The sequence below is a fragment of the Kribbella sp. CA-245084 genome, assembly GCF_050942355.1.
Classification (GTDB): domain Bacteria; phylum Actinomycetota; class Actinomycetes; order Propionibacteriales; family Kribbellaceae; genus Kribbella.
In genome coordinates this window covers 518,211-543,892 of sequence record NZ_CP192053.1, presented here as the reverse complement: position 1 = coordinate 543,892, position 25,682 = coordinate 518,211, and the positions used below count along the sequence as shown (strand labels likewise).

At 68.4% G+C, this 25,682-nt stretch carries 24 protein-coding genes and 1 tRNA gene; 13 read left to right on the top strand and 12 right to left on the bottom strand.

What is annotated here, in order from left to right:
• Position 1: 1 nt before the first annotated feature.
• From ACQPYH_RS02835 to ACQPYH_RS02825, 3 genes are all read right to left on the bottom strand, one after another.
• Positions 2 to 4,135, bottom strand: coding sequence for a hypothetical protein (locus tag ACQPYH_RS02835; protein WP_432886077.1), 4,134 nt, complete (start codon positions 4,133 to 4,135; stop codon positions 2 to 4).
• 221 nt (positions 4,136 to 4,356) lie between these two features.
• The gene (locus ACQPYH_RS02830) at positions 4,357 to 4,665 is read right to left on the bottom strand and encodes a hypothetical protein (RefSeq protein ID WP_432886074.1); all 309 of its coding nucleotides are present in this window, start codon (positions 4,663 to 4,665) and stop codon (positions 4,357 to 4,359) included.
• Positions 4,666 to 4,757: 92 nt separating this feature from the next.
• The gene (locus tag ACQPYH_RS02825; RefSeq protein ID WP_432886071.1) at positions 4,758 to 5,225 is read right to left on the bottom strand and encodes a GatB/YqeY domain-containing protein; all 468 of its coding nucleotides are present in this window, start codon (positions 5,223 to 5,225) and stop codon (positions 4,758 to 4,760) included.
• A 32-nt stretch (positions 5,226 to 5,257) separates the two neighbouring features.
• Here ACQPYH_RS02825 and ACQPYH_RS02820 point away from each other — a divergent pair, with 32 nt between their 5' ends.
• The 10 genes from ACQPYH_RS02820 to ACQPYH_RS02775 all read left to right on the top strand — a co-directional run bounded on the left by ACQPYH_RS02820 (position 5,258) and on the right by ACQPYH_RS02775 (position 12,864).
• Positions 5,258 to 6,211, top strand: a complete 954-nt coding sequence (locus ACQPYH_RS02820) for a metallophosphoesterase (RefSeq protein WP_432894312.1) — start codon at positions 5,258 to 5,260, stop codon at positions 6,209 to 6,211.
• A gap of 9 nt (positions 6,212 to 6,220) precedes the next feature.
• A tRNA-Pro gene (locus ACQPYH_RS02815) sits at positions 6,221 to 6,297 on the top strand.
• A 71-nt stretch (positions 6,298 to 6,368) separates the two neighbouring features.
• Positions 6,369 to 7,670, top strand: a complete 1,302-nt coding sequence (locus ACQPYH_RS02810; protein WP_432886068.1) for a DnaJ domain-containing protein — start codon at positions 6,369 to 6,371, stop codon at positions 7,668 to 7,670.
• Between the two features lie 9 nt (positions 7,671 to 7,679).
• The gene (lipB, locus tag ACQPYH_RS02805; protein WP_432886065.1) at positions 7,680 to 8,300 is read left to right on the top strand and encodes a lipoyl(octanoyl) transferase LipB; all 621 of its coding nucleotides are present in this window, start codon (positions 7,680 to 7,682) and stop codon (positions 8,298 to 8,300) included.
• 9 nt (positions 8,301 to 8,309) lie between these two features.
• Positions 8,310 to 8,714 carry a hypothetical protein gene (locus tag ACQPYH_RS02800; protein ID WP_432886062.1) on the top strand — a complete coding sequence of 135 codons (405 nt, stop codon included), beginning with the start codon at positions 8,310 to 8,312 and terminating at the stop codon, positions 8,712 to 8,714.
• A complete protein-coding gene (locus tag ACQPYH_RS02795; RefSeq protein WP_432886059.1) occupies positions 8,707 to 9,405 on the top strand; it encodes a carbohydrate-binding family 9-like protein in 699 nt (232 codons plus the stop codon). The genes ACQPYH_RS02800 and ACQPYH_RS02795 overlap by 8 nt, the downstream gene beginning before the upstream one ends.
• 44 nt (positions 9,406 to 9,449) lie before the next feature.
• Positions 9,450 to 10,382, top strand: coding sequence for a hypothetical protein (locus tag ACQPYH_RS02790; protein WP_432886057.1), 933 nt, complete (start codon positions 9,450 to 9,452; stop codon positions 10,380 to 10,382).
• Between the two features lie 90 nt (positions 10,383 to 10,472).
• On the top strand, positions 10,473 to 11,231 hold the full coding sequence (locus tag ACQPYH_RS02785) for a CoA transferase subunit A (protein ID WP_432886055.1): 759 nt from the start codon (positions 10,473 to 10,475) through the stop codon (positions 11,229 to 11,231).
• 2 nt (positions 11,232 to 11,233) lie between these two features.
• Positions 11,234 to 11,863 (top strand): CoA transferase subunit B, encoded by a 630-nt coding sequence (locus ACQPYH_RS02780; protein WP_432886053.1) that lies wholly within the window; start codon positions 11,234 to 11,236, stop codon positions 11,861 to 11,863.
• Positions 11,864 to 11,958: 95 nt separating this feature from the next.
• On the top strand, positions 11,959 to 12,864 hold the full coding sequence (locus ACQPYH_RS02775; RefSeq protein ID WP_432886051.1) for a carbohydrate kinase family protein: 906 nt from the start codon (positions 11,959 to 11,961) through the stop codon (positions 12,862 to 12,864).
• A 100-nt stretch (positions 12,865 to 12,964) separates the two neighbouring features.
• Here ACQPYH_RS02775 and ACQPYH_RS02770 read toward each other — a convergent pair whose 3' ends face one another.
• The 3 genes from ACQPYH_RS02770 to ACQPYH_RS02760 all read right to left on the bottom strand — a co-directional run bounded on the left by ACQPYH_RS02770 (position 12,965) and on the right by ACQPYH_RS02760 (position 14,962).
• A complete protein-coding gene (locus ACQPYH_RS02770) occupies positions 12,965 to 13,480 on the bottom strand; it encodes a hypothetical protein (protein WP_432886049.1) in 516 nt (171 codons plus the stop codon).
• 36 nt (positions 13,481 to 13,516) lie between these two features.
• Positions 13,517 to 14,170 carry an SDR family oxidoreductase gene (locus ACQPYH_RS02765; protein ID WP_432886047.1) on the bottom strand — a complete coding sequence of 218 codons (654 nt, stop codon included), beginning with the start codon at positions 14,168 to 14,170 and terminating at the stop codon, positions 13,517 to 13,519.
• Between the two features lie 114 nt (positions 14,171 to 14,284).
• Positions 14,285 to 14,962, bottom strand: a complete 678-nt coding sequence (locus ACQPYH_RS02760) for an NUDIX hydrolase (protein WP_432886045.1) — start codon at positions 14,960 to 14,962, stop codon at positions 14,285 to 14,287.
• A gap of 79 nt (positions 14,963 to 15,041) precedes the next feature.
• Here ACQPYH_RS02760 and ACQPYH_RS02755 point away from each other — a divergent pair, with 79 nt between their 5' ends.
• Both ACQPYH_RS02755 and ACQPYH_RS02750 read left to right on the top strand, forming a co-directional pair.
• The gene (locus tag ACQPYH_RS02755; RefSeq protein ID WP_432886043.1) at positions 15,042 to 16,037 is read left to right on the top strand and encodes an SPFH domain-containing protein; all 996 of its coding nucleotides are present in this window, start codon (positions 15,042 to 15,044) and stop codon (positions 16,035 to 16,037) included.
• 58 nt (positions 16,038 to 16,095) lie between these two features.
• Positions 16,096 to 16,971: a hypothetical protein gene (locus tag ACQPYH_RS02750; RefSeq protein ID WP_432886041.1), complete on the top strand. Its 876-nt coding sequence runs from the start codon at positions 16,096 to 16,098 to the stop codon at positions 16,969 to 16,971.
• A gap of 45 nt (positions 16,972 to 17,016) precedes the next feature.
• On the opposite strand, the gene ACQPYH_RS02745 is transcribed toward ACQPYH_RS02750, so the two are convergent.
• Complete coding sequence (locus tag ACQPYH_RS02745; RefSeq protein ID WP_432886039.1) at positions 17,017 to 17,763, bottom strand: SDR family oxidoreductase; 747 nt, start codon at positions 17,761 to 17,763, stop codon at positions 17,017 to 17,019.
• 102 nt (positions 17,764 to 17,865) lie between these two features.
• On the opposite strand from ACQPYH_RS02745, the gene ACQPYH_RS02740 reads away from it, so the two are divergent.
• Positions 17,866 to 18,708, top strand: coding sequence for a helix-turn-helix transcriptional regulator (locus ACQPYH_RS02740; protein WP_432886037.1), 843 nt, complete (start codon positions 17,866 to 17,868; stop codon positions 18,706 to 18,708).
• On the opposite strand, the gene ACQPYH_RS02735 is transcribed toward ACQPYH_RS02740, so the two are convergent.
• The 5 genes from ACQPYH_RS02735 to ACQPYH_RS02715 are packed head-to-tail and all read right to left on the bottom strand — an operon-like array spanning position 18,657 to position 25,661.
• Complete coding sequence (locus ACQPYH_RS02735) at positions 18,657 to 19,550, bottom strand: hypothetical protein (RefSeq protein ID WP_432886036.1); 894 nt, start codon at positions 19,548 to 19,550, stop codon at positions 18,657 to 18,659. The genes ACQPYH_RS02740 and ACQPYH_RS02735 overlap by 52 nt on opposite strands.
• Before the next feature lie 17 nt (positions 19,551 to 19,567).
• Entirely contained in the window at positions 19,568 to 20,539 is a 972-nt protein-coding gene (locus tag ACQPYH_RS02730) for a hypothetical protein (RefSeq protein WP_432886034.1), read from the bottom strand.
• A gap of 47 nt (positions 20,540 to 20,586) precedes the next feature.
• On the bottom strand, positions 20,587 to 21,726 hold the full coding sequence (locus ACQPYH_RS02725; protein ID WP_432886032.1) for a glycosyltransferase: 1,140 nt from the start codon (positions 21,724 to 21,726) through the stop codon (positions 20,587 to 20,589).
• Between the two features lie 12 nt (positions 21,727 to 21,738).
• Positions 21,739 to 24,363, bottom strand: a complete 2,625-nt coding sequence (locus ACQPYH_RS02720) for a glycosyltransferase family 4 protein (RefSeq protein ID WP_432886030.1) — start codon at positions 24,361 to 24,363, stop codon at positions 21,739 to 21,741.
• Positions 24,360 to 25,661, bottom strand: coding sequence for a nucleotide sugar dehydrogenase (locus tag ACQPYH_RS02715; RefSeq protein ID WP_432886028.1), 1,302 nt, complete (start codon positions 25,659 to 25,661; stop codon positions 24,360 to 24,362). Before ACQPYH_RS02715 ends, ACQPYH_RS02720 begins: the two co-directional genes overlap by 4 nt.
• Positions 25,662 to 25,682 lie beyond the last annotated feature (21 nt).

Sequence of the window (25,682 nt, the reverse complement as noted above, 5' to 3'; positions counted from 1 at the left end):
GTCAGCCACCCGCGTCCGGGTCGACGCCGAGGTCCTTGTCGATGCAGAAGTGCACGCTCGATGGGTCGACGCCTGGGGAGTTGAACCCGGCGATGAGGCCCCAGGGATTACCCGACCTGCCGGTGTCGGTGTCGCAGTCGCCGAACGGGTTGTCCCAGAGGCTGCCGGGATCGGGGATCCGGCTGAACTTGACGAAATCTCCTCGCATCAGAGGATCGGGCGAATACCGCCATTCGCCGGTGTTCTCGATGGCGCTGCCGTTCCGGTAGAGGTACTGGTCCGTCATCCAGGACGCGCGCAGTACATGTCCCTGGCTCTGCGGGGCGACCAGGTCGCCGTTGGCGCACACTGTGAAAGCCAGCTCCTGCCAGATCGGCGGCGCTTGATTGAAGACCGATGCCGGCGGAGCCCCGTTCAGGGCGCCGGTGTCGAACCAGACGTCGTAGATGTCCTTCGCCACGTTTTTCACGGAGGCCGGGATGTCCGTGCGATCGGCGATCTGCTGTTTCCAGGCCTCGACCCGGCTCGACACGTAGCCGACGCCGAGCATCGGGCGGAACCCGTCCACCCCGCCGAAGGTGTGGATCGCGAAGATGCAGTCCGACCCGGGCTGACCGGCCTCGTTCACCAGCAGCGGTGCTCTGCCGGCAGGTTTGAAGGCACGCGCCGGGAAGAACGTCGTGTTGGCGGTGACCGACCTGATCTGGTGGTCGAAGGTGTTCAAATTCGTCGTCGAGTAACTGAGGTCCGGTTTCGGGATCGCGTAGTCCTGCGCGACCGCGCCGAAGAAGTCGGTGATCAGCCGCGGCAGGTAGGTGTTGCCTGCCCGCTGGTCGTAGTCGACATCCGCCGATCCCTCCAGGATCTCGTTGACACCAGTCCTGACGAAGCTGACCCTCGCGGTGGTCCGCACCTTGTACGCGTCGGCATCGGTGTCGAACTCCGGCGGTTTGGCGGCGATTGTCGGCCGGTACTCGAGCTTGTTCGCCTCGCCCAGCAGGACAGCCGGGCTCATGCCGTCGTCATCTGCGTCCGGGCTGTCGTGGGCGGCCTGGTTCTCGTCGCGCCACACGGTGCCCATGAGCCTGGTCGCGGGCCCTCCGTCCTGGATCAGTCCAGGCGCCCGTTCGGCACCCCACTCGTACAGCGCCTGCGGGCCTGCCATCGGTCCGGACAGCCACGACGTCGTACCGGAGGTGGTGACGTCGGTGTCGGGGTCGAAGTAGGCGTAGGCATCGACGTCCTCGGTGACCGGGACGCCCAACACGGGGATGAACGCCATCGCGTCGAACGCGAGCGTACCGGCGCCCCCGATGACGTCGTCCCGGGTGACGTTCGTCAACTGCACCTGGGCGTTGGGACCCAACTGGAAGGCTCCCAGCGTCTTCCAGTGGTTGAAGTGCTCATGCTGGTTGATCACCTTCTCGCTGACGCTGCCGTCGGCGGTCGTGATCTTGTACACCGCTGACGAGACGCTCGCCCCTGCGCGTGGGATGTGCGCCCGGACCAGGTACCCGCCGGCGAGGTTGCTCGGCTTCCAGGTTCCGGTGACCTTGTGCGCGGTGTCGCTGGCGACCCGGTTGCCCGTGAAGAACATGTGCGCGCCGAACCCGACAGCAGCCTGGTGAAAGTCGATGACGCCCAGCGGAGCCCCGGAGGTGTCCTTGCCGACCTCGTAGCTGAAGGTGCCCTGATTGGTCCAGTTGCGGTTCGGGCAGAAGATGTTCTTCGACGGATCCGGGATGTCGTCGACGATGATCGCGTCCGGCCCGAGCTCGGAGTTGCAGGCCGGCTCCCACGGGTTGGGGGCCGAGGGCTCAGCCGCCCCGGAGGCGGTGGTGAAGGCCGAGGTGTCGCAGAGGTTCAGCGGTGCGCAACTCTTGAAGCTGACCGGGAGATGCCACCAGCACCGGTAGTCGGTGCGCGTGCAGCCGGTCGCCGTCGCCGGATCGCACGAGTTGGCGGCGGTACAGAACGTGTTGATGTTCGGGTACGGGTAGTTGGTGCCCGGCGCCGCGGGCTGGTACGCGTCCTCGCCCAGGTAGTTCTTGATCGGTGTCTCGGCCCATCCGATGATCCGCTCCTGGTACGGCCAGTCCGACGGGTGCTCCGCATCGGCGTACGTGGCGCGGAGGAAGACGTTACGGGTCGGCGGGTAGTCGGGGTTTCGCGGGTTGTTACTCCAGCCCAGGCCCCAGTTGCCGAACTCGTCGGTGCAACTTGGGCTCGGAGTACATCCTGTCGTGTTGCCGAAGCGTGCATCCGGCTGGACACCGGAGTTGTACGCCCACAGTGCGAGGTACCAGTTCTCGACCGCGGCCGGGTCGCTGTTGTTCAGCTTGATACCCGCGTCCTGCAACTGGTTCCATTTCTTCACCAGGATGTTCATGCCGGCCTGGATGTTCTCGGCGTAGTCGATCGCGATCTTTGCCTTGCCGTTGGGCGTGATCGAGGTCTCGGAGGCCGCCATCCCGGAGGTCACCTGGGAGATGCCGTAGCCGCAATCCGCGTTGTTGTAGTCGATGACGTCGAGCGTGCCGCCGGCGCCGTAGTAGTTGCCGATCACCGAGTTGCCACCGGAGCCAGGCAGCGTGCGCCGGGACGCCTGGCGGTACGCCGACTCCTGCGCGAGGACCCCGTTGAAGACGGCCGGCGGCACATTCCCACCGGACGGCTTGATCGCCTGCAGCCCGAAGTCACTGCTCGGGTTGTACGACGGCAGCCCGCTCTTCAGGTAGTCGGCGGGACGGGTCGGTAGCGAGTTGCGGCTCGCTTGCTCCACCGCCCATCTGGCTTGCACGTCGTTCGCGCCGTACGCCATCCGGGTCGGCTCGTTCCGCGGCACGCCGCATTTCGGGGTGGTGAAGTTTCCGGCCGGGGCGAATTGCTTGGCTTTGGTGACCGTCGCCGGGACGGCCTCGGTCACCGACGCGGCCGACTCGGCCGGGAAGCGGCCGGCGAGGAGCTGTCCGGTCGTTGCCGAGAACAGTCGCTTCTCCTCCGCCGCGGGTGTTGCCTGGGTGCTCTCCGACTCCGGCTCGCCCGGAGCAACCGTGCGCTGGTTGGTCGATCCCACGGTAGTGGTGGCCAGAACGACCTTGTTCTCGGCGCTCACCGCGTCCACGGCGAGGTCACGCGCAGTCACCCCGGACCCGTCGCTCGCGGCAAGATGCGGCCGAGAGACCAAGTTCGCCGCGATGGAGCGCTTGGCCGGTGCCCGAAGACCTGCCAAGCGAGGAGCCGCGGACTCCGAGGCGTAGATCTGCGCGCTGCTCTTGTCACCCGAGCCGGCGAGCAGAAGGTCGGATCCCTGAACGGCGTAGGCATCGACGGCGTCGCCACGCAGTACGGCGACAGTCTGCCCTGCACCCCTCGCGACCAGCCGGTACGGTACTCCGCCCACGATCTTGGTCCGCAGCGCGGTTTTCCCACCGGGCTGTACGGCGAGGATGCCGCCGCGTCCCAGTGCAACGGCGGCCGCGCCGTCCGGCACCGGAGAGGTCAGCTGCTGTTTCACGATCCCGAGGCTGGCCACTCGCCTGTTCGCTGCGTCTGCGACGAGGACTTCGCTCTGCTGCTGGTCGTCGCCGAGGTTGCGCATCAGCGCCACCTTCGAGCCCGCTCCGCAGTTCGTGGCGTGGTATTTGAACGCCACCTCGTTGGCCAGCGGCCAGATCTTGCCGTTCGCGGTCGAAACGACGTACGCGAGCGCACCACGATCCCGCAACCGCGGCACGTTGACCGCCCACCGCGGCATCACCGTGGCGACGGCGAACCGCCGATCGCCGGTCAGACAGGTGTAGCCGAGCCAGTCGTCACCGTCGTACCCGGCCGGCCGAATGGTCGCCAACGGACGAAGGACGTACTTCTCCTTCTCCAGAGCGATGTAGACCGTGTACCCGTCCGCTGTGCCGCGGCCGGTGATCAAGACGTCGTCGCCCTTCCACCAGCTCGGGCTGACGGTCTGTACGCCGGAACCGGCGGCCGGCGCGACGGATGGGCCGCCGGGCGGAGCAGTCGCCGGGTGATCGGGGTCGTCGTGGGCCTGGGCGGTGGGTGCGCCCAGGGCGGCGACGCCGCAGATCAGGGCGAGCAGGACCAGGAAAAGGGCATGACGAAATGAGCGGGCGAACATCGGCGGAGCCTTTCCTGTAAGGGCGGACAGAAAGACTGTTCAAATACTCACAAGGTCGTGATCTTGCAGCCGTTGTCGTGACATGCGTCGACAACGCAGAACCGTTCCCACGGGTAGGCCTGGGAAATCATCTTGGTCCAGTACGGACCACCGTTGGCGTCGGAGGTGTAGACGATCTTCGTGACCGGGGTGCCGGCGCTGTCGTAGACACCGCCCGCGAGCTAGGCGTACTCCCCGGTGCCACCTGAGGTGCTCGGGTCGTAGCGCAGCCTGGTGCAGAACGCTTGACAGCTCGGCGACCACCCGAGCTCGGCCAGGTAGCCGCCGTACATCGACAACAGATCCAGCTTCGCGACGGCGTCGTTCGCGGAGCCGGTGGTTTCCGGGTCCAGGCCGTTGCACGCGGAATAGGTGCACGGCGCGGCCGAGGCGGCGCCGCACCGAGAATCGAACCGGCCGTGACGGGCACAGTGGCAATGACGGCGGAAATGATCTTTCGGCGGTATGACACTGGTCCCCCTTGTCTGCATCCGGGCGATGCATCCACAAGAAAGGTAGGGATCTGCCGTTGACGTAGCAACGACTCCGCAGGAAATTGCAGGTTGTTGCAGAGGTGGTTTACTCAGGCGCCGAGTTGGCGTTTTACTTCGGCGGAGACGGCTCCGCCGTCGGCTTTGCCTTTGACCTTGGGTTGGAGGGCGCCCATGACCTTGCCGATGCCTCGGGGGCCCAGGTCGGCGGCGCCGGTGGTGGCGATGGCTTCGGTGACCAGGACCTTGATCTCGTCCTCGGTCAGCTGCTCGGGGAGGTACTCGGCGAGGATGTCCGCCTCGGCCTGTTCCTTGTCGGCGAGTTCGGCGCGGCCGGCGTCTCGGTAGGCGACGACGGACTCGCGGCGCTTCTTCGCCTCGGAGCTGAGCACGTCGACGACCTCGGTGTCGCTGAGCTCGCGGGCCTCCTTGCCGGCCACCTCCGCCTTGGTGATCGCGGTGAGCGCCATCCGCAGGGTCGACTTGCGGATATCGTCGCGTGCCTTCAAGGCCGCGGTCATGTCGTCGTGCAGGCGCTGCTTCATTCCGGAGTTGGACATGACCACGATTGTGGCAGGCTGGAGGAATGAGCTTGCGCGGGATCGCCAGTACCACCCTGAAGACCACGGCCGTCGTGGGTGCCGTGGGTGCTGCCTGCGTCGCGTACGCGGCTGCGATCGAGGTGCGCTGGTTCACACTGCGCAGAGTCACGGTGCCGCTGCTGCCCGCGGGGAGCGACCCGCTGAGGGTGCTGCACCTGTCCGACCTGCACCTGTGGCCGACGCAGGAGAAGAAGATCCGCTGGGTCAACGAGCTCGCCGCGCTCGAGCCCGACCTGGTCGTCAACACCGGCGACAACCTCTCGCACGAGGATTCGGTCCGCCCGCTGCTCCGCGCGTGCGGCGATCTGCTCGACCTGCCCGGCGTTTTCGTGTTCGGCTCCAACGACTACTGGAAGCCGCACTTCAAGAACCCGGGCAAGTACTTGCTGCCGGCCCACAAGCAGCGCCACAAGCCGCACGGCCCCGACCTGCCGTACGAGGAGATGCGCCGCGCGTTCACCGGCGCCGGCTGGACGGACCTGAACAACGCCAAGGCGACCCTCAAGGTCAACGGCCTGCGCCTGGACTTCGCGGGCACCGACGACCCGCACATCAAGCGCGACCGGTACGACGAGGTCGCAGGCGAGATCGACCCGACGGCCGACCTGTCCGTCGGCGTCACGCATGCGCCGTACCAGCGGGTCCTGAACGGGTTCGTCGGCGACGGGTATCCCCTGGTCCTCGCGGGTCACACGCACGGCGGTCAGCTGGCGGTGCCGTTGTACGGCGCGCTGGTGACCAACTGCGACCTCGACACGTCCCGCGTGAAGGGCCTGTCCACCTGGGGGTACGACGGCCGCCAGGCAGCCCTGCACGTGTCGGCCGGCCTCGGTACTTCGCCGTACGCGCCGGTGCGATTCGCGTGCCGGCCGGAGGCGACGCTGCTCACCCTCGTCCCACGGATTAACCCGATTTCGTCCGGGCGCTCGGCCCATGTAAGCTAACCGCGACTTCGGGCTGTGGCGCAGCTTGGTAGCGCGCTTCGTTCGGGACGAAGAGGTCGCAGGTTCAAATCCTGTCAGCCCGACCAACACTCAGGGCCAGTCACTTAGGTGGCTGGCCCTGAGTGCGTACTAGGGCATGTCGTGGAGGTGCGCTGGGGTGTCTGACCACTACGAGGTGCTGAACGTCGAGCGGACCGCCACGACGGCGGAGATCAAGTCGGCGTACCGGCGCCTGGTTCGTCAGGTCCACCCGGACCAGGGCGGCAACGCTGCGTTGTTCCGGCTCGTGCAGGAGGCGTGGACGACGCTCGGCGATCCTGCCAAGCGCGCGGCGTACGACCGCACGCTGGATGGCCAGACGAGTACGCCGACGTACGAGGAGCCGACGTACACCCCGCGCCCCGAACCCGAGCCGGAGCCGGAGCCCGCGCCGGATCCCTTCACCTGGACGCAGACACAGACGTCGTCTCAGCAGCAGGCGCCGTCACAGCCGCCGCTCGCCGGCAGCATCGAGGTCCTGCCGCCGTTCGGCCGCTGGAAGATCCCCGCACTCGTGTCCCTGGTGGTCTGGAGCCTCCTGATCATCGGGGTGTTCCTCAGCTCAGGGATCCACGACACCTGGGACATCGTCCTGGCCGTCGGCATCGTCGGGATGATCGTGGTCGCGATGCCGCCGCACTGGAGCCGCCGGATCCCGCTCCGCGGCGTGATCAAGGCGTTCGGCATCCTGATCGGCATCGGCTTCCTGGTGGTGCTGTTCCCGTCGTCGAAGAGCGGGATCACTGCGCTCGAACGGGTCGCGATCATCGGGCTCCTCGTCGGCCTGGTGCTCGTCCGGTTCCTCACCGGCCGCTGGTCGAAGGTCCACAAACTGGATCGGGCGATCGACGCGACGGCGACGTACGACTTCAACCTCTGGGGCCGTCCGGGCGAGCCGCTGGTCGACGACGGACGTACGGCGTGGATCGCGCCGGCCGACGTACTGCGGCATCGGCGCACCGCCCGACTCCTGGACTCGGTGGTCGAGGCGCTCCCGGCGTCGAAGCTGGTGCATGGCGCGCGGATCGGCGACATGGCGGTCAGCCACCTGCTCCTCAACGGCCATCGCGTCGCCCTGATCTCATCGGTCGTCGGCCCGCCGGGGCACTACACGCTGGACGTGTACGGCGCGCTGCAGCTGAACGGCGTACCCCTCGACAGCCCGGTGTCAGGTCTGGACTCCGCCGTCGCCGCTTGGCGGAAGCGGCTCGACCCGGTCGAGGTTCGCGGCTTCCTGGTCGTCCACCCGCCGGTCGACGGCCAGGGCGGCATCACTGCCGCGCTGGGGTCCGAGGCCGCCATCACCTGCCTGCCCGCGCAGACCGCGGCCAGCCAACTCCAGGCCTGGCTGCAGCCGGAGGGCCTCCTGCTCGACCGCCTGACGCTGTACGACATCTTGCACCGCGCGCCGTATGTCTAGGCTGAAAGCATGCAGCGAGTTGAGCTGGGTGAGGTGGAGTACGACGTCGCCGCGAAGGACATGCGCGGCTGGGTCGAGGAGCGGATCGAAGGCAAGGCCGAGGACCGCCTGTTCCTGCTGAGCCATCCGCCGGTGATCACGCACGGGCCTCGGACGTCCCCGGACGACCTGCCCGCCGGTACTCCGGCTATCGCAGTGGATCGCGGCGGCTTCGCGACGTACCACGGACCGGGCCAGCTGGTCGGGTACCTGGTCATCGACCTGAAGCAGCGCGGGCCGGTCGACATCGTCCGCTGGGTCGAGAACGGGCTGATCGACGCGCTCGGCTCGCTCGGCTTCCCGCTGGTACGCCGGGAAACGCCGAAGGGCGCGAGCAGCCTGGTCGGGGTGTGGACCGAGGACGGCCGCAAGCTGTGCTCGATCGGGATGCGGATCCGGCGCGGCGTGACCAGCCACGGCTTCTCGGTCAACGTCGATCCCGACATGACCGTGTTTCACACATTCACGAGTTGCGGGCTGCACGACGTCACGATGACCTCGCTGGCCGAGCTCGCGGCCGAACGCGGCGTACCCACGCCTACCGACGCGGCGGTGCGTGACGCGATCGCGAACTCCCTGGGAGCCCGATAGCCTTCGGGAATGAGTCAGGGACGGTACGACGCCCCGCCGCTGCCGCCGGCGCTGATCCTGGCCGTTGTCGGCCTGCTGAGCGGGTTCGCGACGATCGCCTTCGTCTGGCTGAGTGAGCGCAGTTGCGACCGGTTCCGCGACACCACGAACTGCGGTGCCCTCGGGCTCCCGCTTCTGGTCGTCATCGTGGTCGTCACGATGGTGCTCGGCGGCCTCGCCCTCAGCCGGCTGGCGATACCGCACCCGAAACTGGTCCCGTTCCTCGGGGTCGCCTTCATGGTGGCGCTCGTGATCGCGTTCCTGACCGGTCATCTGGACTCGCCGTGGATCATCGCCGTCGTACCGGCCGTGACCGCGATCACCTTCCTGCTCGCCAATCTCATCGCCAGACTGCTGGAGCGTGCCGATGCCTGACCTGCCCGTCTACGAGTGCCCGCGGACCGCGACCGCGCCGAATCTCGACGGCACCCTGACCGATCCCGCCTGGGAGGCCGCGCCCTGGACCACCGACTTCGTCCCGATCCACGACGGCCCCGCGCCGCGGTTCCGGACCCGGGCGAAGCTGATGTACGACGACCGGTACCTGTACGTCGGCGGCCTGCTCGAGGAGCCGCACCTGTGGTCGACGATGACCGAGAAGAACAGCAAGCTCTTCCATGAGAACAACTTCGAGCTGTTCCTGGACCCGGACGGCGACGGGCTGAACTACTACGAGTTCGAGATCAACCCGCTCGGCACGATCTGGGAGCTGACGCTGCCCAAGCCGTACGTCGACGGCGGCCTGCCGATCGACCCGACGAACCTGCCCGGTCTGCGGACGGCGATCCACCTCGACGGCACGGTCAACGACCCATCCGACACCGACACCGCCTGGTCGGTCGAACTCGCCGTACCGTGGGCTGATCTGGCGCCGTACAACGGGGGTCGGGCGACCCCGCCGAACCCGGGTGACGAGTGGCGGATGAACCTGATGCGGTGCGAGTGGCCGCACGAGGTCGTCGACGGTGCGTACGTGAAGGGTGAGCAGATCGAGTTCTGGGTCTGGGCGCCGCAGGGCATCGAGGACATGCACCGTCCGGCCACCTGGGGTGTGCTGCGCTTCTGACCCCTGTGACGTGGCGTTAACAGGGCCGCGCAACAATGAGGTACGTGAACTTGGGGGGCTCCGGAGGACCGAACAGTCTGGAGGCGGACCAGGTCGTCAGCGCGATCGAGCGCGCGTGTGAAAGCGACCTGCGGACCGCCCTCCGGCTCGTTGCGCGTTACTCGGCGTACTGGTGGTCCAACGGGCTCCAGGACGAGGCAGCGGCCGCGGCTGAGCGGGTCCTGAGCATGCTCGGCCGGACCGTCCCGGTCGGGCTGGACGAGGAGTACCTGCTCGCCGTCATCCACGGCGCCGGCTCGGCGGAGCAGGAGCAACTGGAGCGCGCCCAGCAGATCGTCCTGACGACGACCGGCCCCTTCCAGTACTCCGTGACCGTACTGCTCTGGTCACTGGTCTTCGGACCGTTCGAGCCGGCCGGTGTGGTCGAGGAGGTGCTGGAGCGCAACGAGGCCGGCGACGCGTGGGCCCGGGCCGCCGTGGAGCTCTGCCGAGGCTATCCGGGCCTTACCGCGGCTGCGCCGGCCGATGCGGCGCAGGCGTTGCGTACGGCGCTGGGCCGCTTCCGGATGCTCGAGGACCGCTGGGGCATGTTCCTGGCGCTCTGCTCGCTCCGCCAGGTCGTCGACGAGCCGCTGGACGTCACCACGGAGGCGCTGGAGCTCGCAGAGCAGCTGTGCCTCGCTGAGGAGACCGCGCTGCTGCTGTGCGAGCGCGCTGAGCTCTACCGGCGGCTGGGCAAGCTGGAGGACGCTCACGCGGACTACAGCCGGGCACTGTCCATCGGCGAGCACGCTGACCTCACAGAAACCGTCGCAGCCGCCAGGCTGGGCCTGGCACGCACCGCGCGGCACTCCGGCAACGCTCCAGCCGCTCGCACGCACCTCTCGGCGGTCCTGACGCTCCCCAACCTCGAGGACGCTCATTTCGAGGCCCTGCACGAGCTCCGCGTGCTGAACGCTTCAGAGGCCTCCGCCTAGGACGGTGTGGTGCCAGCCACATCGCGGCCGGCGGTACGGCTGGTTAGAGTCGGGAGCGAATCCGCACCGACGACTGCAACGGAGCAGCTGATGGACAAGACGTACGGGTCGCCGCAGGAAGCGGTGGCGGACATCGGGGACGGGGCGAGCCTCGCGGTCGGGGGCTTCGGGTTGTGCGGCAACCCGATGCAGCTGATCAGCGCTCTGCACGACAAGGGGGTGAGCGGGCTCAGCGTGGTGTCGAACAACTGCGGCGTCGACGACTGGGGCCTGGGCATCCTGCTCGCCGACAAGCGCATCGCCAAGATGACCTCGTCGTACGTCGGGGAGAACAAGGAGTTCGCCCGCCAGTTCCTGACCGGGGAGCTGGAGGTCGAACTGACGCCGCAGGGCACGCTGGCCGAGAAACTGCGCGCCGGCGGTTGCGGGATCGCGGCGTTCTACACGCTGGCCGGTGTCGGCACGCAGGTCGCGGAGGGCGGGCTGCCGCAGAAGTACAACGCGGACGGCTCGGTCGCGAAGGCCTCGGAGGCGAAGGAGACGCGGGAGATCAACGGCACGACGTACGTGCTGGAGGACTCGATCACCACGGACTTCGGGCTCGTGCACGCCCTTCGCGGCGACACCCACGGGAACCTGGTCTTCGACCGGAGCGCGCGCAACTTCAACCCGCTGGCCGCGATGGCCGGCCGGGTGACGATCGCGCAGGTCGAGGAGCTGGTCCAGCCTGGTGAGCTGGACCCGGACTCGATCCATCTGCCCGGGGTCTACGTCCAGCGTGTGGTTGCCGTTGGCAAGGATATTGAGAAGCGGATCGAGAAGCTGACCGTACAGAAGACGGAGGCCTGAGCATGCCACTCACCCGTGAGCAGATGGCGGCGCGGGCAGCCGCGGAGCTGGACGACGGCTCGTACGTGAACCTCGGCATCGGCCTGCCGACGCTGGTCCCGAACTACATCCCGGACGGCGTCACCGTCGTGCTGCAGTCCGAGAACGGCATCCTCGGCGTCGGGCCGTACCCGGTCGCGGGCGAGGAGGACCCGGATCTGATCAACGCCGGCAAGGAGACCGTCACCACGCTGCCCGGTGCGTCGTTCTTCGACTCGTCGCTGTCGTTCGGGATGATCCGCGGCGGCGCGATCGACGCGGCGATCCTGGGCGCGATGCAGGTCTCGGCCAAGGGCGATCTGTCGAACTGGATGATCCCCGGCAAGATGGTCAAGGGCATGGGCGGCGCGATGGACCTCGTGCACGGCGCCAAGCGGGTGATCGTGCTGATGGAGCATGTCGCCAAGGACGGTTCGCACAAGATCCTCGAGGAGTGCGACCTGCCGTACACGGGCCGCGGCGTCGTCAACCGGATCATCACCGACCTCGCCGTACTCGACATCACCGACGACGGCCTGCAGCTGGTCGAGCTCGCCGACGGCGTCACCTTCGACGAACTCCAGGACAAGACCGGCGCCCCGATCAAGCGGTGAACTTTCGGCGATTGAGCACGGACTGACTGTGCGCGGCAGCCCAACTATGCGTTCAGCTTCCGAAAGACACCTGTAATCCCTGGCGAAAGTCGGGTATGACGGGACCCGTGGAGTTGGACGTGCTGGTAATTGGTGGAGTGGGGATCGACACGATCGTGCGGGTGCCGAGCCTGCCGTTGGCTGATGCCGACTCGATCGCGGTCGATCCGATCGAGTCGTACCTGGGGCACACCGGGCACGGTGTCGCGCTCGGCTGCCACCTGCTCGGCTTGAACGCCGGTCTGGTGGACGTGATCGGCGACGACCCCGAAGGCGCCCGCATCCGCCGTACATACCAGGAGCTGGGCCTCCCGCTGCGGGTAGCGCTGCACCCGAGCGGCACCCGTCGATCGGTCAACCTGGTCAGCCCGGACGGCCGCCGGCTCTCGATGTACGACGGACGCCACCCGGCCGGCCTGCGCGTCGACCCGGGCCTGTGGCGACCGGTCATGCGCCAGGCGCAGCACGTCCACGTCTCGATCATGGACTTCGCCCGCGACGCCCTCGGCGACGCGATCGCCGCCGACCGCTCGATCTCCACCGACCTGCACGACTGGGACGGCCGCAACGACCACCACAAGGACTTCGCGACCGCCTCGGACATCGTCTTCGTCTCGACCAGCTCCCTCCCGTCCGACGGCGTCGAGTGGATCCTCGCCAACGGCCGCGCCGAGGTCGTCGTCGCGATGGCCGGCGCCGACGGCAGCTACCTCCACGTCCGCGGCGAACCTGCCCGCCACTTCCCCGCCATCGCCTTCCCCGACCGTCCCGTCATCGACACCAACGGCGCCGGCGACGCCTACGTAGCCGCCTTCCTGGCCCGCTACCTCGACGGCGCCCCCTGGCCCGACGCCGCCCTGGCCGGCACCATCGCCGGCGCCTGGGCCTGCGCCTCCCCCGGCACCCACACCAACCTCATCACCGCCGAGGACCTAGCTGTTCGAAGCCGAGATGCGCTGTGAAGGTGCGGGGTCTGTATGATCGTGGGTAGCTCAGGGCAGTAGCCCTCGGGAAGTGAACCCGGCAGTCATCCGGACGGTTGGCGAGCCGGGTTTCGCGCGTCTAAACCCGGACCACGGTCGAGTACGGCGCGACGAAGTCACGCCACTCCCCGCCCTTCACCCAGGACCAAGCAACCGCGTCGGGCGTCCACAACATCGGATCCGTGTGCGCCGCGAGCAATTCGTACTGCAGGCTGTCCGAGCAGTCGTGCCGCCGCGCAGCGTGGAACAGCACCTGCTTGTCCACAGTCACGGTTGACTCGTCCCGCTCAACCACCAACCGCTCCGCCGAGCCCGCGATGTCTTCGACCAAGGCCGACAGACAACTCCGACGGGCGGCGATGTCGTTCCTCTCCGCCTGGTAAAGGCGCGCCACGAGGCCGATCTCGGCGATGACGGCGAGGATCTTCCGCCGTCTCGCCGGAGACTCCTTGGTGAAGTGGATCCGCCGTTCGCGAGGCATCAGCAGGCTGGCCATCGTTCGGCGATGTTCGTTCACCTCAGCTGCCGGACAGATGACCGCCGCCACGAGAAGACCATTGGTCTTGCTCTCGTCGACGAACACGTGCTGAGGCATGTGTGAACTCTAAGTGCCTGCTACGACAGCACAAAGTCACGACCGAAGAGCCAGCTGTTCGAAGTGGAAGGCTCGGATAAAGCAGTCGCGGGGCTGGCTTACTGCGAAGAGGACGCAGTCGACGACCGACTGGGCGGTGAGGTTTGAGGTGGCGTCCCTCGGCCCGTCCTGGACGAAGTCTGGCGGGTAGAGGGAGATGACGCGGATGCCCTCCGGGCGAAGGCGTTCGGAGAGGATTTCGGCGTACCCGGCCTGGGCGTGTTTGGCGGCGTAGAAGGCTGGGTGAGCTTCGGAGCGGTGGTGGCGGGGTTCGCCGGCGGCGGAGATCAGGTTGACGATGTCGGGGTGGCCTGAGGCTCGCAGGAGTGGGAGCAGGCGTTCGGTGAGTAGGACGGTGCCGGTCGCTGCGCCGGCGATGGTGTCGGCGATGTCTTCTGGGGTCGCCTCGCCGGCGAGGTAGCGGGCGCCGCTGTTGACGAGGATGTCCAGGCGGTCGACGCGGAGTTGCTCGACCGAGGTCGGGTCGGAGAGGTCGAGTACGGCGGCGCTCGCCGTACCGCCTGCTGCGCGGATGAGCGCGACCGTCTCCTCGGCGGCAGACAGCGTGCGAGCCGCGGCAAGCACCTGAGCACCACGAGCGGCAAACGCAAGTGCGACCTTGCGGCCGGTGTCACGTCCAGCTCCAGTCACAACAACATGTCGTCCGGCAAAGGTCATCCACCCAGGCAACCACCTCAACCAAACCTGAACTCAACCCAAGCCTCCGCCCCGCCCCCCACCCCCACGCCGTGCGCGCGGTGGGACTCAGGCTCGGGTCATTGGTGGGTGGAGGGTGGTGGCGGTGCCGCGGTGGAAGAGTTGGGCGGGGCGGCCGCCGTCGCGGGTTGTCGTGCTGCCGGCGGGTACGACGAAGTCGGCGGTCTTGGTGACCTTGCGGTGGAAGTTGCGCGGGTCGAGCGGCGTACCCCAGACCGCCTCGTAGACCCCGCGCAGCTCGGAGATTGTGAATTCCGGCGGGCAGAACGCCGTCGCGAGCGGCGAGTACTCGAGCTTGGCGCGGGCCCGCTCGACGCCGTCCGCCAGGATCCGGTGATGGTCGAATGCCAGCCGCCCGGCATCGACCTCGGCGACCTCGACCCAGTGCGCCGACGCCGCGTCCGACCCGGCGACCGGCGCAGGCAGATCCGGCACCAGCGCCAGGTACGCCACGCTGACCACGCGGCCGCGCGGGTCGCGATCAGGAGCGCCGTACGTCGCGACCTGCTCGAGGTGGATCCGCTCCGAGGACAGCCCGGTCTCCTCGGCCAGCTCACGGCGGGCGGTCGCCTCGAGGTCCTCGTCCGGCCGGACGAACCCGCCGGGCAGCGCCCACCGACCCTGGTACGGCGCGATGCCCCGGCGGATCAGCAGCACCTGGAGGCGACCGTCGCGCACGGTCAGGATGACCAGGTCGGCGGCCAGGCCGAGCGGCTCGAAGTCCATGGAACCCACTCTAATCGTCATCTTGACGAGAAGTCATCTCCGGACTTATCGTCATAGTGACGACAAGGAGAACGAAGAGATGGCAGACATCACCCGGTTCCGCTTCATCAGCCACCTGCGAGCGAACCCGACCACCCACGTGCGGCACCTGCGCAACGGCAAGGTCGCGCACGACGGCGCCGGCCAGGCGTTCTGGTTCCGGGCACTGAACTCGTCGCTGAGCGAGATCCCGATCGACGACCGCGAGCAGCCGCTGCTGTTCCACGGCCGCACGCAGGACTTCCAGGACGTCGCCGTGCAGGCGAGCGTGACGTACCGCGTCACCGACCCGGCGCTGGCGTCCAGCCGGCTCGATTTCGGGATCGACCCGGACACCGGGCTGTGGCGAGCTACTCCGCTCGAGCAGCTCGGCGGTCTGCTGACCGAGCTTGCCCAGCAGACTGCGCTGGACCTGCTCGCCCGGATGTCACTGACCGAGGCTCTGTCCGAGGGCATGACGTCGCTGCGCCAGGCAGTCGGCACTGGTCTGCGTGAAGACCACCGCCTGACCAGTCTGGGCATCGGCGTCGAGGACGTGCGCGTGGTCGCCGTACGGGCGGAGCGAGATGTCGAGAAGGCGCTGCAGACGCCGACCCGCGAGATGGTGCAGCAGGCCGCGGACAAGGCGACGTACGAGCGTCGCGCGATGGCCGTCGAGCGGGAGCGTTCGATCGCGGAGAACGAGCTGCAGAACCAGATCGAGCTCGCCCGCCGCGAGGAGCAGCTCGTCAACCAGCGCGGTCAGAACGAGCGGCTGCGCGCGACCGAAGCCGTAGCGGCGGAGGCGATCACGACCGAGGCGGCAGCGAGCCAGCAGCGAACGCTGAGCCAGGCCGAGGCCGACGCGAAGCGGGTCATCGGCGCCGCGGAGGCCGCTGCGGAGAAGGCCCTGCTGGAGGCGTACGCCGACCTGGACCAGGGCGTGATCCTCGCGCTGGCGATCAAGCAGGGAGCGCTGCCGGAGATCGGCACGCTGAACCTGACGCCGGACCTGCTGACCCCGCTCCTGACCAAGCTCACCGGGCAGACGGCATGACCCGGGGGCCACGTGCGGGCGGGCCGCGCCGGGGGCGGCCCGCCACGGGAGGCTCCTCATGAGCCTCCCACCCAGGGCGGTGATCGTGCATCGGGCGACCGAGCTGACCGAGTTGGTCGCCCGGCACGGGACGCGGCAGCAGGCCGGCTTCTTCCTGGCCGGGCGCGGGCGCGACCTGGCCGAGCTCGACGCGCGGCACCAGGCCCAGCAGGACGCGCTGGCCACGGTGTCGGCGGCGATCCCGCTGGACTGGCGCCGAGCTGTTGCCGAGCGCAACGATCTCGACAGGTTCGGGTTCGGGCCGGAGGACGTGGTGATCACAGTCGGCCAGGACGGCCTGGTCGCCAACGTCGCGAAGTACCTCGACGGTCAGCCGGTGATCGGTATCAACCCCGAGCCGGCCCGCAACCCCGGCGTACTCGTGCCGCACGAACCGGACGCGATCGCAGACCTGCTCAGCACTCGGACCGTCGCCGAACGGACGATGGTTGCCGCGAGCACCGATGACGGCCAGCAACTCCTTGCGTTGAACGAGGTGTACGTCGGCCACCGTACGCACCAGTCCGCGCGCTACCGCCTCAGCTCGCCCGACGGCCTGCCTGAGCGGCAGTCGTCGTCCGGGATCCTGGTCGGCACCGGCACCGGATCAACCGGCTGGTGCCGATCCGCCTGGCAGGAACGACACAGTCCGCTCGGCCTGCCGGCCCCGACCGATCCGATCCTGTGCTGGTTCGTCCGCGAGGCCTGGCCATCACCGGCGACCGGCACCGACAACACCGAAGGGTTGCTGAAGGCACCGGATTCGCTGACGATCACGGCCGAGTCCGACCTGGTCGTCTTCGGCGACGGAATCGAGTCCGACACCCTCACCGCGACCTGGGGTCAGCGCATCGAGGTCACCGTCGCCACGGTGAAGCTGCACCTCGTCGTCTGAAGGGGCCTGGCGTTCTCAGCCTGCGGTGCGGCGGATGAACGGGTGCTAGATCTCCTTCGACGGTTGGATGATCAGGTGCGGCAGATTCACCTCCCGCGGACGACTGACGACGTACGCGACGAGCTCGGCGACCTCGCTCACCGGGACGGCGGGGAGGCTGGTGCGGAGGTCGTCGACCATCGATCGCAGGTCGGTCGGGAAGCTGTCGGCGAGTTCGGTGCCGTCGATCATGCCGGGCTCGAGGGCGGTCACCCGGATGCCTTCGCCGGCGAGTTCGGCCCGCAGCGTCCGGGTCAGGTGGCTGACACCTGCCTTCGAGGCGCCGTACGCCGCCATGCCCGGGTTGAATCGGTCCGCGGCCAGCGAGGACACGTTGATCAGATCGGTCGTCCGGGTCGCGGCCGACCGTCTGAGCGCCGGCAGGAAGGCGTGCGTGACGGTGATGACGCCGGTCAGATTGACCTCGACGGTACGACGCCAGTCCGCGAGCGGGCCGTCGGCGAACGGGACGACGGACATCAGCCCGGCGTTGTTCACCAGCAGGTCGAGGTCGCCGAAACGTTCCTGCACCTGGGCTGCGGCCTCGGCCACGGATTCTTCCGACGTGACATCCGCCGGTACGACGAACGCCGTACCGCCGGCCTCGGCGATCTGCGCGGCGACCTTCTCGAGGCGGTCGCGACGGCGGGCGAGCAGGGCGACGGATGCGCCGTCGGCGGCGAGACGAGTGGCGATAGCGGCACCGATTCCGCTGGCGGCGCCGGTGACGAGCGCGATGCGTGAAGTACTCATGGGTCTACTGTCCGCCGCGTGGCCGTGGCTCAGAAGATCCGCTTCGACCGTAGGTCTGGGAGTACCACCCAGTGCATTGAATGCCCTGGGGATACTGGACGGGTGAGTGCACTGGGAGAGTTCCTGCAGACCAGGCGGGCCCGGGTAGGGCCTGAGGACGTCGGGTTGCGGCCAGGGCCGGATCGTCGCGTCACCGGCCTCCGCCGCGAGGAAGTCGCGCTGCTGGCCAACGTGAGCGTCGACTACTACATCCGCCTCGAGCAAGGTCGCGCCGGAAATCCTTCCGTCGCGGTGCTCACTGCCGTCGCAGACGCTCTTCGGATGGATCAGGCGGAGCGCGATCACCTGCGTTCGCTGGCCTGCGCGGCCCCGCCCGCCGTACCTCCGACGGCCCCGGTCCGCCCACAACTGAAGGCGATGCTCGACGCGATGCAGGATCTGCCCGCGATCGTCGTCGACCGGCTGAGCAACGTGCTCGCCTGGAACTCCGCCGCTTTGTCGGTGATCGCCGACTTCGAGGATCCAGCGCAACGAAACCTCGCCCGGCACTACTTCCTGGATCCCTCGTCGCGCTCGTACTACGCGGACTGGGAAGCCGTCGCCGAGGACGCGGTCGCGCTCCTCCGCCGAGCGTCGGCGGAGTACGCCGAGGATGCGGAGCTGGCGGCGCTGGTCCAGGAACTCCGCACCGCCAGCCCCGACTTCGAGCGTTTCTGGCTCTCCCAGGACGTCCAGAACCGCTCCCACTGCCCGAAGACCCTCAACCATCCACTGGCCGGCCCCCTAACCTTCACCCTGGAGCCCCTCCAGCTCCCGGGCGACACCGGCCAGTTCGTCCTCACTTACACCCCCGCCGACACGACCACCAAAACCTGGCTCGACTCTCGAACGACTCAGTCGCCGTTGGCGACGTCGAAGGGTGGGATCGGGGCCCAGCGGAAGTAGGCCGGGTCGTCGAAGGTGCCGGGGGCCGGGCCCCGGGACTGGATCACGGTCGCCGTGCCGTTGGCGTGGCCGACGGCGTACAGGTAGGCGGTCTTGGTGTCCTTGTCGATGCCGAGCAGCAGTGTGCCGTTCTTGCCGCACGCCATCGCCGAGAGTGTCTCGAAGCCCTGCCAGGTGCGGGTTCGGACCGCTGTCACGATCGGCTTCATCGGCGAGGCCGAGGGGATCCGGATCGTGTACAGCGCACCGCCGCGGGTGTTGGCCAGGAACGTGTCGTACGTGGGCGTCTTCGCGATCAGCGCCATCGACTTGACCGACGCGAATCCCGGATAGGAACCGCCGGCCCGCAGTACGCCGTTCACCCGGTTCCAGCGGAACAGGACGCCGTCGTTGCGCAGTCCGTAAAACGCTGTGCGGCTGATCCTGCCGTCCGGGCTCGCGTAGTCGGCGAGCTCGATTGCGGTGAAGTTGGTCCAGCCACCACCGATCCGGCCGAGGCCGGGCGGGTTCGACGGGTCGAGACCGCCGGTCATGTCCGTGCGGTAGCGGCTCTCGTAGAGCGCGTCGCCGATGACGACGTACCCGTAGCGGTCGGTGCCTCCCGGTCCGGGCTCAGACGTCTGCCGAGCGCTGAGCCGGACTTGTCCGGGCTTGTAGACCGCCAGGTCCTGGCCCTGCTGGATCGTCGGCGGGATGTTCGCGGTCACCATCAGCTCCCGCTGGAGGCCGGTTGCCGCCACCGATCCCAGCCAGACGTTGCACGCAGCGGTCGTGGTGGCGCCGGTCGCCTGCGCGTTCACCGGCACCACCGCGGCCAGGAGGAGTCCGGCTAAACCGGTCAATCCTGCCGCCTTACGCATCATTCGCCGTTCGCGGTGTCGTAGACCGGGATGGTTACCCAGCGGAAGTTGACCGGGTCGGTGAAGTCGCCGGATACCTCGCCGCGGGATTGGATGACGGTGGACAGGCCGTTCGCGTGGCCGACGGCGTACAGGTAGTTCTTCTTGGTGTCCTTGTCGATGCCGAGCAGCAGCGTGCCGTATTGGCCGCAGCCCATCGCCGACAGCGTCTCGAAGCCCTGCCAGGTGCGTGTGCGGACCTGCTTCACGATCGGCTTCATCGGAGACGCAGCCGGGATGCGGATCGTGTACAGCGCCCCGCCGCGGGTGTTCGCGAGGAAGGTGTCGTACGTCGGGGTCTTGGCGATCAGCGTCATCGTCTTGACGGACGAGAAGCCCGGGTACGACCCGCTGGCCCGCCAGCCCTTCTCGCCGATGTTCCAGCGGTACAGCACGCCGTCGTTGCGCAGCGCGTACGACGTCGACCGGTAGATCTTCTTCGTCCCGTTGTCGGGGCTCTCGTAGTCCGAGGTCTCCAGGAACGTGAAGCTGCCCCAGCCGCCGCCGACCCGGCTCAGCGACTTGTTGTCGATCGTGCCGTCGCCGTACTCCTGGTAGTAGCTGTAGTAGAGCGAGTCGCCGATCACGACGTACCCGGAGCGGTCGGTGCCGGAGATGTCCGGCTCGATGGTCTGCCGCGCGCTCAGGCGGACCTGGCCGGGCGCGTACACCCCGGGGCTGGTCCAGTCGTCCGGCAGCGTCGGAGGCGTCGTCGCGGTCGGGTCGGAGAAGTGGTGCGCGCCGCTCGCGGTCACACCACCCTGCCAGACGAAGCAGGCGTTGGCCTGTGCCTGGGTGATCTTCTTGTTGGTACCCGGCACCGTCGCCCCGGGCTTGGTCGGGTCAGGTTTCGCGGCGTGTGCAGCCGCGGGCATCAAAGCGGTCAGCGCGAGCGCCGCGCACCCCGCCAAAGCAGTCAGTCGTCGATTCATGTCCACCCCTCTCACCCACTCTGATACAGAGCGAGCACGAAAGGTTGTCAGAATTCGGCGTAGGCGGCCGTGAGGGTGGCTGCGTCGTGCTCCCAGTTGAGCTCGGCGGCGGCGTTGCGGATGCCGTCGGTGTAGGTGCTGTAGTTGTCGATCACCGAGCGGACCGCGTCGGTCAGCGACTGCGCGTTGCCGGGCTCGTACAACCCGCCGAGCTTGTACTGCGTGACGACCGCGCGCAGCTCGGGGAGGTCGGCGGCGACGACCGGAACGCCGGCGCGGACCGCGTGGAAGAGCTTGTTGGGAAGGGCAAGGCGGTGGTTCTCGCAAGTGTTCGTGAGCGTCACCAGCGAGATGCCGTAGGTGCGGAGCGTGTCGTCGACCTCGTCGATCGAGCGTTCCGCGACCGTCTCCACCGGGCCCAGATCCAAGCGATAGTTGGGATCCACCGACCCCATCAACACAGTTCGGAACGGCAACAGTTGCCGCGCCGCAGCAACGACCGTCGGCAGATCCCGGCCGGCGCCGACGCGTCCGGCGTACAACAGCCCATCCGGCCGATCCGGCGCCGGCGGTACGTCGTCAGCGCGCGGGAACGTGTTCCGTACGACGCGTACGTCGGACAACCCGCGTGAACGCAACCGCTCCGCGATCCCGTCGGACACCGTGAACACGACCCGTGCACGCGACGCGAGCGAAACCTCGTACCGCCGCCCGCGCGCCCGCCACAACGGCGTCGGCCGACCCGGGAGCGCCCGGTCGAACCACAGCTCGTGGCTGTCATAGACCAGCGAAGCCGACCACTTCTCGGCGTACTCCGCGGCAAGCTCCAACGTGTTGAAGTCATGCGCGTGCACGACATCAACAGGCCCCGCCGCAGCCACAACCGAAGCCGCAGCGGTACGCCAATGCTTCTCGGTGCGGTTCCGGTGCTCCGGCAACAGCAGCCACCGGCCGAAGCGCTGCACCAGCACCTTCGGCCCGTTCCGCCCGTGGCCGACCGCCAGACCGCCGTTCCCGCTCCGCAGACCTGAGGAGCGGGAGACCGACTCCACCGTGATCCCCGGTCCCACTTCGAAACCGGAGGGGACGTCGCGGCCGATCACGTGCAGCGTGTGACCGGCCGCGGCCAGCGCCGTGGCCTCCCGCAGGATCCGCGAGTCCCCGGCGATCGGGGACTGCGCGATCATCAGAATCCGCACCTACTCGCCGGCCTCACGTGGGGTGAGCTCGTTGTTGATGAACGGCCGAAGCACCTCGACCGACCGGTGTCCGTCGTGCAGATCCCGGACGTAGCCGGGGCCTGCGTCGGCGATCTTCCGGGCTGAGTCGCGTTCGCTGACGAGCCGCTCGATCACCTCGGACAGGTCGTCCGGCGTCGCCTCGGCGATCGGCAGATCACTCGGCAGCAGGTCCCGGACCGGGTCCGCGATGTGGCCGACGGTGACCCGGCCGGCGGCCATCGCCTCACAGGCGAAGACGCCGTACGAACCGAGCAGCATCTGGTCGACGACGATGTCGGCGTCCTTCACCATCTCGGCCAGCTCCGCGTGCGGCACACCCTGCACCCGCTGGTACGTGATCAGGCCGCGCGCGTCCAGATCGGTCAGCACCGGGTCGACGTACGCCGAGCCCTTGAGCGCGCTGGCCGACGGCGCGTGCAGCACCACCGGAACCTCGCGCTCGAGCACCGGCCGATTCGACGCGAATCCCTCGACGTCGACCGCCAGCGGGATCCAGATGCCGTTCTCGACGAACTCCAGCAGGTCCGGCGTGGTGACGTAGACCGGGCCGTCGTACCCCTGCAGGTGCCGGCGCATGTTGTCGTTGCCGGACTGCAGCCGCTGGGTCAGCTCGTCGTCGGGGTTGCGGAACGGGGAGTACCGGTAGCGCGCCCGGTGCATGGCCGGGTCGCGAATCTCCGAGCCGTGGAACAGCACGCCGTGCTTGATCCCGGCCTGCTCGAGGATCGGTACGTCGGTGGTCCACATCTGCCCGCGGAGCTGACCGAACATCGGCCGGCCCGCCTCGAACAGCACGTGGGTGACCTCGCGCAACGCGTACGCGGTCAGCTCGAGCTGCCAGCGCAGGTCGGTCCGGTACTGCTTGTAGGTCCCGGTGCGGTGCACCTTGAAATCGAACGTGCCGCTGCCCGTGGTCAGCGACTCGACCTTGACGTCCGGCACCTCGCGCTCGACCGCGGTCGCCCACAGCCAGGCCTGGCCGGCGCTGTTGACCGGACCGATCAGCAGGTGCGGCCGCTTCTTCTCCACTGGCCCGCCCCGGCGGACGACGTCCAGCTGACGCCCGGTGAGCTCGCCGTACAGCGCGCGCAGGTTGGCAGCCTGGCCGGCCCAGGACACCTCCTGCTGGTACACCGGGTCCGCGACCCGCTCGCGGTAGCTGTCGAGGTCCGCGAGCACCGCCCGAACCTTGGCCGCGAGGTCCCTGGTGTCCTCGGCGGTGAAGACCTCGCCGATGCGCGTGCGGTCGACGAACTCCTTCATGCTCGGCATGTCGCTGACCACTACCGGCAGACCGGCGAACGCGTACTCGAACAGCTTGTTCGGCAACGCCATCTCGTGGCTCGGGTACCGCAGGATCGGGATCAGCCCGACGTCCGCAGTACGCAGGAACGCCACCACCTCGTCCGGCCCGACCGGGTCCAGGCAGTGCAGACGGTCCTGCACCCCGAGCTGCACAGCCTGCGTCTGCAGCGCGCGTACGGCGTCCGTCGCCACACCGGGCACGCACACAACGGCCAGGTGCACGTCCGGCAGGTCGACCAGCGCCTGTACGGCGGTGTGGATGCCACGCGCGCGCGTCACCCCTCCGCTGTAAACCAGCAGCGGTACGTCGGGAGCCAGGCCGATCTGGCTGCGGATGTCGGACACCTCGACCGACACATCAGCAGGGTTCGGCGTGTTCATCACGACGGTCGGCTTGAGCTTGAGCTTGTGCTCGGCCTGCAGCCGGGTCGCGATCGCCGGGCTGACGGTGATCACCCGGTCGACGTCGCCGATGTACTCGCGCTCGTGGTTCGCCCAGGCCGCGATCGAACGCCGGGTGCGCGCGCCGTACTGCGAGAGGCCCGCGACGTACTCGTGCGCGTCGTAGACCACCTTCAGCGTGCGGCCACGCAGCTTCGCGCGGCCGGCGGCGCGGGTGGCGACACCGATCACGTGCATGTCGTGCGCGTGCACCACGTCCGGCTCGAGGCGGTCGATCAGGTCGCCGAACGCGACCTCCAGGTCCAGCGCCTCAGGGTGCAGCTTGCGCCACGGCGCCGGCCAGGGCAGCCGGTGCAGCACACCGTCGTACGCCCGCCAGCTGAACTTGAACGGCGCATCGGCCTTGTTGCCCACGCCCTTGCGGACCCAGCTGGCCCGCTCGGCGGCCTTCCAGCGCGCCCGGCGGAGCAGGCGGGTGCCGACGCCGGCCTTGAACTTGAGCGGATTTCCCTGGCCCGCTTTCGCCCGCGCGATCGCATGCCCGGAGTCGGCCTTGAGCTCCTTCAGCTCGGCCTGGATCCGTTCGCTGCGCGCCACGTAGCTTGCGCGGTACTTGTACCCCACCAACGGCGGACGCCAGTTGCGTCGCGCCGTACGGCTTCGTTTCCGTTCCTCACGCAGTGCGAACGGCACCGCCACCCGGACGATCAGCGCGCCGTCGAGCATCTCCCTCGACGGCAGGCCGCTGGCCGAGACCCCGAGCACAGTTACCTCTGCTCCGGTCTCGGCCAGTGCTGCGGCCTCTTTGCGGACCCTACTGTCGTTGGTGACGTCGTTCGCGACCATCATCACGACCCGCAGGTCGGCAGTTGTCACTGGCTGACCGACCTTCCGATCACAATCCGACGGACACCCGCCCAGCGTGCTGGGTCGGTGCGGTCACGACCGTCGACGAGCACCTGGACGCCGGGCAGGTCTGCCGGGCTCAGCTGCGCGTAGTCCGCGTGGTCCGCCTGCAGCACGGCCGCGTCGACCGGAGTACCCAGCGTGTACGGCGTGAAGCCGAGCCCCTGGAGCTCCTCGTCGGTGTACAGCGGGTCGTGCACGGACACCTCGGCGCCGCGCGCCTTGAGCGCCTCGACCGCCGGGAAGACTCCGGAGAACGCCGTCTCCTTCACGCCACCACGGTACGCCGCGCCGAGCACGACCACCTTCGCGCCCTTCAGCTCGCCGAAGGCGCCCTCGAGCAGGCCGATGGTGTAGTCCGGCATACCGGCGTTCGCCTCGCGGGCGGCCCGGACAACGGTTGCCTCCGGGTCGGTCCACAGGTACAGCCGCGGGTAGACCGGGATGCAGTGGCCGCCGACCGCGATACCGGGCCGGTGGATGTGGCTGTACGGCTGCGAGTTCGACGCCTCGATGACGGCATGTACGTCGATGCCGTTCTCGCCGGCGAACCGGGCGAACTGGTTCGCCAGGCCGATGTTCACGTCGCGGTAGGTGGTCTCGGCCAGCTTCGCCAGCTCCGACGCCTCGGCGGAACCGAGGTCCCAGACGCCGTTCGCCCGCGGCAGGTCGGGACGCTCGTCGAAGTCCAGCACCGCCTCGTAGAAGGCGATGGCGCGCTTCGCGCCCTCCTCGGACAGACCGCCGACCAGCTTCGGGTACTTGCGCAGGTCCGCGAAGACCCGGCCGGTGAGGACCCGCTCCGGGGAGAACACCAGGTGGAAGTCGGTGCCCTCGGTCAGACCGGAGATCTCCTCGATCATCGGCTTCCACCGGTTGCGGGTGGTGCCGACCGGGAGCGTCGTCTCGTAGCTGACCAGGGTGCCGGGGCTCAGGTGCTCGGACAGCGAACGGGTCGCGTTCTCCATCCAGCCGAACTCGGGCTCGCCGGTCTTCTCGTCGACGAACAGCGGCACGACCACGACGACCGCGTCGCTGTTCGGGATGGCGTCCGCGTAGTCCGTGGTCGCCCGCAGACGGCCGTCGGCCACGGTCTCGGCGAGCAACTCCTGCAGGTGGGCCTCACCCGGGAACGGCTCCTTGCCGGCGTTCACCATCTCGACGAACTTCTCGTTGATGTCGACGCCGACGACCTGATGACCCTTGGACGCGAACTGGACCGCCAACGGCAGTCCGATCTTGCCTAAGGCAACAACACTGACACGCACAGGTTCTCCACTAGGTAGTGA

Coding starts and splice junctions, on each gene's coding strand:
- ACQPYH_RS02835 (WP_432886077.1), bottom strand. CDS start 4,135: ATGTTCGCCCGCTCATTTCGTCATGCCCTTTTCCTGGTCCTGCTCGCC.
- ACQPYH_RS02830 (WP_432886074.1), bottom strand. CDS start 4,665: ATGCAGACAAGGGGGACCAGTGTCATACCGCCGAAAGATCATTTCCGC.
- ACQPYH_RS02825 (WP_432886071.1), bottom strand. CDS start 5,225: ATGTCCAACTCCGGAATGAAGCAGCGCCTGCACGACGACATGACCGCG.
- lipB (WP_432886065.1), top strand. CDS start 7,680: ATGCAGCGAGTTGAGCTGGGTGAGGTGGAGTACGACGTCGCCGCGAAG.
- ACQPYH_RS02800 (WP_432886062.1), top strand. CDS start 8,310: ATGAGTCAGGGACGGTACGACGCCCCGCCGCTGCCGCCGGCGCTGATC.
- ACQPYH_RS02795 (WP_432886059.1), top strand. CDS start 8,707: ATGCCTGACCTGCCCGTCTACGAGTGCCCGCGGACCGCGACCGCGCCG.
- ACQPYH_RS02785 (WP_432886055.1), top strand. CDS start 10,473: ATGGACAAGACGTACGGGTCGCCGCAGGAAGCGGTGGCGGACATCGGG.
- ACQPYH_RS02780 (WP_432886053.1), top strand. CDS start 11,234: ATGCCACTCACCCGTGAGCAGATGGCGGCGCGGGCAGCCGCGGAGCTG.
- ACQPYH_RS02775 (WP_432886051.1), top strand. CDS start 11,959: ATGACGGGACCCGTGGAGTTGGACGTGCTGGTAATTGGTGGAGTGGGG.
- ACQPYH_RS02770 (WP_432886049.1), bottom strand. CDS start 13,480: ATGCCTCAGCACGTGTTCGTCGACGAGAGCAAGACCAATGGTCTTCTC.
- ACQPYH_RS02760 (WP_432886045.1), bottom strand. CDS start 14,962: ATGGACTTCGAGCCGCTCGGCCTGGCCGCCGACCTGGTCATCCTGACC.
- ACQPYH_RS02755 (WP_432886043.1), top strand. CDS start 15,042: ATGGCAGACATCACCCGGTTCCGCTTCATCAGCCACCTGCGAGCGAAC.
- ACQPYH_RS02750 (WP_432886041.1), top strand. CDS start 16,096: ATGAGCCTCCCACCCAGGGCGGTGATCGTGCATCGGGCGACCGAGCTG.
- ACQPYH_RS02745 (WP_432886039.1), bottom strand. CDS start 17,763: ATGAGTACTTCACGCATCGCGCTCGTCACCGGCGCCGCCAGCGGAATC.
- ACQPYH_RS02730 (WP_432886034.1), bottom strand. CDS start 20,539: ATGAATCGACGACTGACTGCTTTGGCGGGGTGCGCGGCGCTCGCGCTG.
- ACQPYH_RS02725 (WP_432886032.1), bottom strand. CDS start 21,726: ATGATCGCGCAGTCCCCGATCGCCGGGGACTCGCGGATCCTGCGGGAG.